The sequence below is a fragment of the Granulicatella sp. genome (genome assembly GCF_057274575.1).
In genome coordinates this window covers 1-10,343 of sequence record NZ_DBHISP010000027.1, presented here as the reverse complement: position 1 = coordinate 10,343, position 10,343 = coordinate 1, and the positions used below count along the sequence as shown (strand labels likewise).

Annotated in this window: 10 protein-coding genes; 6 read left to right on the top strand and 4 right to left on the bottom strand. The window is 36.5% G+C overall.

Translation table 11 applies throughout. From position 1 onward, the window contains the following. Positions 1-563: tryptophan--tRNA ligase (gene trpS / locus ACO5V7_RS08525; RefSeq protein WP_485485840.1), on the bottom strand; the 563-nt coding region annotated here is incomplete at its 3' end. Positions 564-858: 295 nt separating this feature from the next. On the opposite strand from trpS, the gene spxA reads away from it, so the two are divergent. Beyond that, a complete protein-coding gene (spxA, locus tag ACO5V7_RS08520; protein WP_005607127.1) occupies positions 859-1,257 on the top strand; it encodes a transcriptional regulator SpxA in 399 nt (132 codons plus the stop codon). 127 nt (positions 1,258-1,384) lie between these two features. Here spxA and ACO5V7_RS08515 read toward each other — a convergent pair whose 3' ends face one another. Both ACO5V7_RS08515 and ACO5V7_RS08510 read right to left on the bottom strand, forming a co-directional pair. Continuing rightward, positions 1,385-1,993, bottom strand: a complete 609-nt coding sequence (locus ACO5V7_RS08515) for a response regulator (protein WP_485485839.1) — start codon at positions 1,991-1,993, stop codon at positions 1,385-1,387. Beyond that, a complete protein-coding gene (locus tag ACO5V7_RS08510) occupies positions 1,986-3,038 on the bottom strand; it encodes a sensor histidine kinase (protein ID WP_485485838.1) in 1,053 nt (350 codons plus the stop codon). The genes ACO5V7_RS08515 and ACO5V7_RS08510 overlap by 8 nt, the downstream gene beginning before the upstream one ends. Positions 3,039-3,202: 164 nt before the next feature. Between ACO5V7_RS08510 and ACO5V7_RS08505 the strand changes: the two genes are divergently transcribed. The 5 genes from ACO5V7_RS08505 (at position 3,203) to ACO5V7_RS08485 (ending at position 8,341) form a co-directional block, all read left to right on the top strand. After that, the gene (locus tag ACO5V7_RS08505; protein WP_485485837.1) at positions 3,203-4,147 is read left to right on the top strand and encodes an ABC transporter ATP-binding protein; all 945 of its coding nucleotides are present in this window, start codon (positions 3,203-3,205) and stop codon (positions 4,145-4,147) included. Then, positions 4,144-5,208, top strand: a complete 1,065-nt coding sequence (locus ACO5V7_RS08500; protein ID WP_485485836.1) for an ABC transporter permease — start codon at positions 4,144-4,146, stop codon at positions 5,206-5,208. Before ACO5V7_RS08505 ends, ACO5V7_RS08500 begins: the two co-directional genes overlap by 4 nt. Beyond that, complete coding sequence (locus ACO5V7_RS08495; RefSeq protein ID WP_485485835.1) at positions 5,195-6,352, top strand: ABC transporter permease; 1,158 nt, start codon at positions 5,195-5,197, stop codon at positions 6,350-6,352. The genes ACO5V7_RS08500 and ACO5V7_RS08495 overlap by 14 nt, the downstream gene beginning before the upstream one ends. A 491-nt stretch (positions 6,353-6,843) precedes the next feature. Continuing rightward, positions 6,844-7,536 carry an adaptor protein MecA gene (locus ACO5V7_RS08490; protein ID WP_485485834.1) on the top strand — a complete coding sequence of 231 codons (693 nt, stop codon included), beginning with the start codon at positions 6,844-6,846 and terminating at the stop codon, positions 7,534-7,536. Positions 7,537-7,591: 55 nt separating this feature from the next. Continuing rightward, on the top strand, positions 7,592-8,341 hold the full coding sequence (locus tag ACO5V7_RS08485; RefSeq protein ID WP_485485833.1) for an NADPH-dependent oxidoreductase: 750 nt from the start codon (positions 7,592-7,594) through the stop codon (positions 8,339-8,341). 49 nt (positions 8,342-8,390) lie between these two features. Here the strand turns inward: ACO5V7_RS08485 and thrC are convergent, their stop codons facing one another. Next, positions 8,391-9,881 carry a threonine synthase gene (thrC, locus tag ACO5V7_RS08480; protein ID WP_485485832.1) on the bottom strand — a complete coding sequence of 497 codons (1,491 nt, stop codon included), beginning with the start codon at positions 9,879-9,881 and terminating at the stop codon, positions 8,391-8,393. Positions 9,882-10,343: the final 462 nt, after the last annotated feature.

Genomic DNA, 10,343 nt, shown 5'->3' with positions numbered 1-10,343 from the left:
ACACGAGCTCCTGCTTTTGGAATAAAAGGTTCTGGCATCACAAGTAATTTGTTGCCATTTCCGTAGCGGCTGTTGAAGCGTTCCACGAAGTCACGTGTTAATTCCATATGTTGTTTTTGGTCGTCTCCAACAGGAACAACTTCAGCGTTATATAAAACGATATCGGCTACCATTAGAGGAGGGTATGTTAATAACCCTGCAGAAACGGATTGTTGCTTTTGAGATTTATCTTTGTATTGCGTCATACGTTCTAATTCACCAACGCCGACATTACATTGTACGATCCATGCGGCTTGTGCGTGTGCTGGAACTTCAGATTGAACGAAGATGGTTGATTTTTCAGGATCCAAACCAATCGCAAGGTAAAGTGCTGCAAGTGAACGAGTTTGCTCTTTTAATTTCTTTGGATTTTGTGGAACAGTAATCGCATGTTGGTTTACGATACAGTATGTACAATCGTACTCATCTTGCAAAGCTACGAAGTTTTTCATTGCTCCAATATAGTTCCCAATTGTTGGAATTGCAGAAGGCTGCACGCCAGAGAAAATTCTTTTTTTAGACATAGTAGTGCTCCTTAAAGTTTGTAGTTTTATTATACCTTATTTTGAAGGGATTTTCATGAAAAATAAAAATAATATTTTTCAGGGATTGTGAATACCGTCAAATTCCTAAAGTCTGTTTCTATCAAAATGAAAGCGAATGAAAACCGTTTTGAAAGAATAAATTTTTCATTAATTTTACAAAAAGTTTGTGAAAATCAAAATTTTTTTCTAAAATCATATAGATTTTTTTTAATATATCATATATAATAATACACGTATTAAAGACAGAGTATCATATTAAAGGAGGACATAGCGAATGGTTACATTATATACCTCACCAAGTTGTACATCATGTCGTAAAGCTCGAGCTTGGTTAGAAGAGCACAACATTGAGTACACCGAAAGAAACATTTTTTCAGAACCATTAACAATCGATGAAATCAAAAACATCTTACGTATGACAGAAGATGGCACCGAAGAGATTATTTCAACTCGTTCAAAAGCTTTTCAAGAGTTAAAAATCGATTTAGATGAAGTCCCTTTGAATCAACTATTTTCATTAATCCAAAATAATCCAGGATTGCTACGTCGTCCTATTATGCTAGATGAAAAGAGATTCCAAGTAGGGTATAACGAAGACGAAATTCGTCGTTTCTTATCAAGAGAAGTACGAGCATATGAATTAGATATGGCTCAACGTCTAGTCAACTTTTAAAGAAAATTAGCCCTGAGAATTCAGGGCTTTTTTTGTGCACAAAATTGACTGATTTTTTGGAAAAAATGGGAGTAATCATTCACAAGCGAACTACTTGCAAAAAAAGAACTTCATTCGAAGTTCTTTTTTATAATTCTTTATAGTAATACACAGCTAATTGAGTACGGTCTCTTAACTCTAGCTTTTCGAGTAATGCGGATAAATAATTTCTGACCGTACCTTCGCTGAGATACATTTTCTCAGCGATTTCTTTATTGTTAAAGCCCTCTGCGACCAGATAGAGTAGTTCATTTTCACGTTCGCTTAAATGGGCACTAGATTTCTTTTCGTAGGTTTTCTTCACCGGCATTTCAATCGTTGAATCATAAACATTTTGACCGTTCATTACTGCTTCGATGGCTGGAAGGATTCCTTTTATATGTTGTTTTAATAAATATCCCTTACACCCAATTGATAAAGCTTTGGTAATGTATTCATCCTCTTGAAAAGTTGTTAGAAATAAAATTTTTGCCTCAGGAAAATCTTTTAAAATTTCCTGTGCTGCTTCAATTCCACTAGTTGGTTCCATGCGAATATCCATCAAGACGAGGTCTGGTTGATGAGTAATATATAATTCGATAGCATCTCGTCCGTCGCTTCCTGTCCCTAAAACTTGAATATGGTCATGAACGGAAAGAATCGTTTCTAAAGCTTGAAGTACTAGAAAGTCGTCATCGACTAGAATCGTTTTAATCATGTTTGCTCTCCTGTTTTGGGATACGGATAAAGATGTCATATCCATTTGTGGTTTGTAGTGTCATAGCTCCTTTATGTTTATCCACGAGTTCTTTCATCATCGTGAGTCCCATTCCGTTTGGAGTGTCCGAAGTTCTTGTCCCATTATCTTTGTATTGAATCGTATAATAACTTTTTTGCTCTAGTAAAAATAAATTAATGCTTGTTCCATTAGAATACTTCACAAAATTTGTCATCATTTCCTTACAGATGGTGATGAGATTATATTTTAAATCAATAGGAATTTCATCAGAAATAGTATTTTGATAATTGATTTGAACCTTTTCCTTTAAAGGAGCGAGAATTTCATCCATCTTCTGAGAAAGTAAGAAGGAGTCGTCGTAAAGGTTATGAATTGTTGAACGAATTTCATTCATCCCATTTTGAAGAATTCCAGAAACTTGTTCCAACTTCTTCTCGACAATGGGATCATTGGTGATGATTTGCAGGGCTTCTAGTTGCATAATCGACGCACTGAGCGTATGTCCGATTTGGTCATGCAAGGCGTGGGAGATACGATTACGTTCTTTGAGAGCCGCGACTTCCATTTGTTTCAAGGTTTCTTCTTGGTTGAATTGTTGCCTTTGAATAAGCAATTGTCTTTCGAGTTCTAGATTATCTTGAATCAGATAACTCTTCATTCGAAAGGCTTTATCATATCGACTTCGTAAGATTACATAACTTCCAATTACACTTACAAGAAGAGTGAGAATATTAGGGTTTACAATCAAGACAAGAATGGAAATTAATCCATAGAGGCCAAATAATTGAACCGCATGAATAGCAAAAATAGCAGTATAAAGTCCATTTGAAGGAAATAAAATACATATAATAGTCGATAATATGAAGGCTCCGCGTTGAAGTTTTATTGAATCAGAAAAGTCCATCGTTAAGGAAAGGATAAAGATACAAATTCCTAAAAAGATGGTAAATACATCTGCATCTTGGCTAATGATATACATGCTAATGAAGCTAAAAAACATCAATTTCTCTACAAAAGTTCGCAAAATGCTTTCCTCCAGGATTTATTCTCCTTTAGTGTAGCTGAAAATTGCATAAAATTCTACAGATTTATGACAAATGTCATTAGAAAGAATCTACATTTGACACTATGTTTTAAAAGGGAGAATTTGTATACTGAAACTGTAAAATAAATCAATGAGGTGAAGACATGGAATATAGTATTCAAGTTAAAGGGCTTGTAAAACGATATAAAGAATTAGTGGCCTTAAATCATTTTAATATTGAAATCAAAAAAGGGGAGCTTTTAGCCCTTCTAGGACCAAATGGGTGTGGGAAAACAACGGCGATTAATAGTATGTTGGGCTTCCTAACTTTTGATAGTGGAGAAGTTACAATACTTGGAGAAAATAAGTTTCCTTTATCAAATGCCGCGCGTCGGGAGATTGGAATTGTGCCTCAAGATTTGGCGTACTTGAATAATTTAACGGTGGAAGAGAATATCGATTTCTTTTGTGGGTTGTATATTTCCGATTCTGCTACTAGAAAACAATATGTGGAAGAAGCAATCGAATTTGTTGAATTACAAGATTTTCGTAAATTTGTTCCAAAAAAATTAAGTGGAGGCTTAAAACGTCGCTTGAATATCGCTTGCGGAATCGCGCATAAACCAAGTTTAATTTTCTTTGATGAACCTACCGTTGCGGTTGATACGCAAAGTCGCTCTTTCATTCTTGATGGAATTCGTAAGCTTAATGAACAAGGGAGTACGATTATTTATACAACTCACTACCTTGATGAAGTAGATGGTTTAAGTGACCGAATCGTGATTATGGATAAAGGTAAGAGTATAGTTTCTGGGACTTCACAAGAATTAAAGAACTCGATTGCAACTTCTGAAATTATCCAAGTAGAATTGTCTACAGTTCCTACAGAGGAACAAGTAGCTCGCTTAAAACAAATTCCTCACGTTCTTGTATTAGACTACCATAAAGATCATTTGAAATTTAACTTCGAACAAGGAACGAATCACTTACTTCACGTGGCAAACGCTCTTGAAGAATTAAACTTGAGCTATGTTCGATTATACAGTGAACAGCCAAGCTTAGATGATGTGTTCCTTGCATACACAGGGAAAGGACTTCGAGATTCATGAAGACATTCTTAAAGTTATTTACTTATTTATCAAAAGACGCTTTAAAAGATTACGCATTTTCTTTTTGGGTTTTACTATATCCAATTATTCTAATTTCATTTTATTTTGTATCTTTTTCAGGAATCATGAATCAAGAAATTTCACCAGTTAGGGTTGCAATTTCGCCAAATAACATGTATCACCATGTATTTGAACAAGCAGGAGAGCATTTTGAAATTATAGATATTGAGTCTGAGGAAGAGGCAAAAAAATTAGTTCAGGAAGATAAAGCTGACGGCTATGTTCAAGATAATCTTGATGTAGTCGTAAGCAAAGAGTCGGGTGTTTCCCAAAGTGTCTTAAAAAATGTCATTACACAGATTAAACAAATCGAATCACTCGGAAACGCGGCAGCAACCATTAATTTTAATCAAAGCTGGGTGAAAGAAACGAAGAGTGATGTGAGTGAAGGAACGATGATGTTTTATAATGCTCTAGCAAGCTTCACCATGTATTCTATTTTTAGTGGAGTGGTTTGTGCTGCCTATATTAATGGGAATTTATCCCCGATTGGTCGACGTGTGATGGGGAGTCCTTTTAATAAAGGGAAACTCATTTTATATTGCTTCTTGACTTCGATGATCATTAATATTGCTTCAAATGCACTTTTACTAGCTTATATGACTCAAGTATTAAAAATTAATCTTTTCTCTGATTGGGCAGGAAGTTTACTATTGATGTTAATGGGAAATATTTTTGGTGTTTCAGCAGGACTCTTAATAGGTACTGCTCAAAGATTAACGATGGATGCGCGTATTGTATTTGCATTAATGTGCAATTTAGTGTTATCAGCTCTTGCAGGGATGATGGGAAGTGCCATTAAGAACTTTGCAAACACATTTATTCCTGGATTCAATCAATTTAATCCAGTCGCATTAGTAATGTCAGGTTTTTATCAATTAAACCGATTGGCAGGCAGTGCGCAAATGGGAAGAACGTATGTATTATTAGGGATATATACTTTAGCTTTACTAGGGTTTGCACTATTAAGATTAAGGAGAACACGTTATGATAGTCTATAAATATTTTTTAAAACTCGCTTATCGTCTAAAATCATACGCTTTGATTTTCTTAGTCGTCTTTATGGGCTTGGGAGCTTCTCAAGTAATCGGAAATCAACAAACATCAGGGTTTAAGGACACAAAATATAAAGTAGTTATCAAAGATCAATCGAATGGAACAAGCGACATTATCAATGAATTAGTAGCCTTATTGAAGGAGAAGCACAAAGTTCAAGTAACTACATCCGATGACCTCACGATGAAAGAGGCGATTTATGCAGCTGATGTAGATGGTGGAATTTGGATTCCTTCAGATGTATCATCTCGAATCGATGAAAATAAAGAAGCAGTGGAAATGGAGATTGCAAATTCTCTTGAAGGAAATTTGCTTCGTGAATATGTCAATTCGTATATTCGCTATGCTGTAGTCCTAAAAAAACAAGGAAACTTCAGTAAAGAAAACATGGAAAAAATATTAAGTCAGGAAGCTAATGTTTCGGTTCTCACTAAAGATAACGTAGAAAACAATAAAGACAGTCGTGCGAAATGGGGAGAAAGATATCTTGCATACATTCCATTTGTTTATTTGTCAGTGTTCATTTATGTTCTTGGGACTATTTTTTCTAAATTAGAAAATGATGAAGTGGCGAAAAGAATTATGATTGGTATGAAGAATACAAATCAAGTGACCATGGAGAAATTCCTTGGAGGATTAACATTTGTCTCTATTATCATTGCTGTTAATTTAGCATTTGTTGGAATTGTCTCTCCAAGTTTTTATGGCAGTGCCTCTGCTCTTAAAATGATTCTCTTAAGTACCGCAATGGCCTTAAGCGCTTATGCATTATCATTTTTGTGTTCTGTCATTATTGGAGACAATACTTATGGTTATTCTGCAGCAAGTACAGTAGTAGCAATGGGATTATCTTTCATTTCAGGAATTATGGTTCCATTAGATTACGTGAGTCCAGTTGCAGTAAGTATCGCAAAATTTTTCCCAGTATATTATATTGTGAAGTCTTCAAATGATACGGCTACTGATTTTGTAAGTTATGCTGGAAATTTAGGGATGATTTTACTGTTTGGAGCACTTTATATGGCTTTAGCATTTAGTGTTCAACATTTACGTACGAAACAATTCGGTCTTAGCTTTAAAAAAGCCTAAGCCTTATTAAAAAGAAAAGAAACCTCGTCGTTTCACGGCTAATTCCATTCTATTCACCCTTCCAAAAATAAGAAATACGAAGGTTTTAGCACCTTTTCAATCAGCTTGGTATGGGGCAAATTGAACAGAATAAATAAAAAAAGATTACGAAGAATCTTGCGGATTTTATAATCGTAGTAACGGGGAATCGCATCGAAGAAGAATCACGCGGAGTAGGAACTTGTTCCATACTCCGCGTTTGAAGCTTCGAAGGTGTAAGACCAAGGCTTACACCGGTGCCCCGTAACAGCGATTATAAAGAGAATCCGCAAGGAATTCGCAGTAATCTTTTTTTAGTATATTTGAACGCAAGTTCAATTTGCCCCATCTCAAGCTGTTTTTCAACAAACACAAAGCACAAACCAATTTGTATTAGTCTTCCAATCGTATTTCTTTTATTTTTGTCAGGTTTGGTCTAAAATAATTAGATAAGGTAAAAAGGGGTGAATATTATGGAAATGGAACGCATTAACGACGACACATTCTTGTTACGTATAGAGAACCAAGATCTCATCGATCGTGGTACATCAATACCTGAATTACTTGGAAATCCAGGCGAAATCGAAAGCTTTTTCCATAGTATTTTAGAGGAGATGGGCGTCTTGAATCAATTCGAAGATTCAGACGGATTAAGTTTTCAAATCATGCCAAATCCAGACGGCCTAGAACTCTATGTAACACGTATTGTGGACATGGGAGATGAATCGACAGACGAGCGTATGGTGCGCAATATCGTCGATACGATTCAACATTCTCTAACGGACCGTATTGGGAAGAAGCGTAAAGAGGATAAAGAAGATAAAGAAGAAGGAAAACTTTCTCCAAAACCAGTGATTAATACGGAAGAACAATCTTCAACATTGAAACCAATTGATGTGACAGTAGTTTTTGAAGACTTCGAAGATTTCGTCTCAATGGCAAAAGAAACAGCCGGTGAGTTTGACCAGTCTGTTCTTTACCGTTATAGTGGACATTACTTCTTACATGTTTTCCATCAAGTGGAAAAACCAGAAGAAACGGTTTCAAAAATGGCACTTGTTCGCGAGTATGCAGAGTTCTCAAGAATTTCATGGGAAGTGTTGCAAGAATATGGCGAAGTGATTATGGATAAAGAAGCCCTCGAAACAGGCAAACAATATTTCTAAAAACCAAAAAGAGTTGAGCAGTCGACTCTTTTTTTGATACAAAGGAGTAATCAAAATGAATGAAACAATCCAAACACAACTGAACCACCGTACGATTCGTGCGTTTAAAGACCAAGCATTGACAAAAGAGGAAGTGGATTTACTAGTAGAAGTGGCGCAAAGAGCATCGACAAGTATGTACTTGCAAGCTTATTCCATTATTAGTGTGACAGATCCAGAGTTGAAGAAGGAATTAGCTGCCGTGAGTGGACAATCTTATGTAGCTACTAGCGGACATTTATTCGTATTTGTGGTGGATCAAAGACGTAATACTGAAATTGCAAAAGCCTTAGGACAAGAAGTTGGAGTTCAAGGTAGCGCAGACCGTTTCGTATCTGGGTTAACAGATGCAGTGATTGCAGCTCAGAATGTTGTTGTGGCGGCAGAATCTTTAGGGATGGGAACTGTGTATCTAGGAAGTTTCTTTAACGACACAGCAAAAATCGTCGAGTTACTAAATTTACCAAAATACACTTACCCAGCAATCGGTTTAGCTGTGGGCTGGCCTGACCAGGAACCGCAATTAAAACCACGTCTTCCAAAAGAAGTGATTCATATGGAAAATGGCTACCGTGAACTTGAAAACCCTCTAGAAGAGTTGAAGGAGTATGATGCGACAGTGACAGAATACTATGACCTTCGCGATGCTAACCGTCGTGTAGATGCCTTTACAAAACAAGTGTCTACAAAATACCATACGCTTGGGGCTAAACGTTCGGAAATGCTCGATGTATTAAAAGCACAAGGCTTCCTAACAGAAGAATAAAAAAGAAGACAAGAAATAGTCGAATCGATTATTTCTTGTCTTTTTTGTTTTATTGAATGTTTAATGAATCAAGGACAGATTGTTTCATACCTTCGATTGAAAGAACTTTTGTATGACGGATTGGCGCATCCAATACGCTTGTGACAGCTGTTGGAATGGCAATGCCGCTTTCTTGTTGAATAGCTTCCATCAATTTCGCATCCGTTTGGTTTGTATCGACGTCTAGTGCTGAAAGAACGCTTTGTGGGAATTTGTATGGACTGGCAGTCGAGACCACCACAGTAGGAGTGACGTCTCCTGTTTCTTTCTTATATTTCGTATATACACAATCCGCAACCGCAGTGTGTGGATCTAATAAATATTGTTCGTTAGTGAACACATCATGAATCGTTTGAGCCGTTTCTTCTTGGCTAGCACGGTTTCCGTAAAATTGCTTAAAGAGAGCAGTGTCTGTATTTTGAACAGAATAGCTTCCGTTTTCTTTTAGAGAAGTCATCAGTGCATTCGTTTTGTCTGAGCTGCGTCCTGTTAATTCGAAGACGAAACGCTCAAGGTTACTTGAAACAAGGATATCCATACTTGGAGAACTTGTTAATTTAAATTCGCGTAGTCGGTTGTATGTTCCTGTTTGGAAGAAATCAACAAGCACGTCGTTTTCGTTTGAAGCGCAGATGAGTTTATTGATTGGAACACCGATGCCTTTTGCGTAGTAGGCTGCTAGGATGTTACCGAAGTTACCAGTTGGAACGACAACGTTCATAGGGGAGCCAATGGCTAGAGTACCGTCTTTCACTAATTGTGCATACGCGAATACGTAGTACACGATTTGTGGGCAAAGACGTCCGATATTAATCGAGTTTGCAGAAGAGAATTGAAATCCTTTTGCTGCAAGAGTAGTATTCAATTCTTTATCCGCAAATAATTCTTTTACTTTTGTTTGTGCGTCGTCGAAGTTTCCTTCTACTCCATAGACGAAAGTGTTGTCGCCTGCTTGTGTCACCATTTGGCGTTCTTGAATCGTACTGACACCACCTTTTGGATAGAAGACGATGATGTTTGTATGAGGAACATCCGCAAATCCTGCAAGGGCAGCTTTACCAGTGTCTCCTGAAGTCGCTGTTAAAATCACGATTTCTTTGTCAGATTTGTTTTTCTTCGCAGCAGTTGTAAGAAGATATGGCAAGATGGATAGAGCCATATCCTTGAAGGCAATGGTTCTTCCGTGGAAGAGTTCCATGAAATGACGGTCACCAACTTTCTTCACAGGTGCGATTTCTTTTGTATCAAACGTTGTATCGTATGCAGAATGCACGCAGTGAATAATTTCTTCTTTTGTAAAATCAGTTAAAAAGGCAGATAAAATTTCGATTGCAATTTCTTGATAACTTTGAGCTTTTAATACTTCCCAGTCTAGAGTGACTTCTGGGAGGGCGGTTGGTACGTATAATCCACCGTCTTCTGCGATTCCTTTTAGGATGGCTTGTGAAGCGGTCACGCGGTTGTTTGTGTCTCGAGTACTAATATATTGAATTGTGGACACTGGATTCCCTCGCTTTCTAAAATTTCATTGCGCTTATTGTACCATAAATCGCGGTGCAAACACAAAATGCTGAGCTATTATCTATGAAAAACATTCGATTGGAGATTCTATTTTTGTTTTTTTGAAAAGAAAGAATTCCCTTAAAATAAAATGAAAATTCAGTTAAAAAAATAAAGGATTTCATTTGAAAACCTAGTCAAACCTTGATAAACTTATTTTAGTAATTCTTAGCAGAATGCTTGTCTTTGGCGTGTGCCCAGAGGCAGTTTTTTATTATCAAAAATCATAAAAAGGGGTGAAAAAATGCTAAAACAGATTCTTCCGTTTTTTAGTAAGTATAAAAAATATCCTTTCTTAGCGTTTTTTGCCATTTTAGTCGAGGTGCTCTGTGAAGTAGCACAACCGATTATTATGAAGCAAATTATCGACGAAGGGATTCCTAATAAAGACTTAGGCTTTATT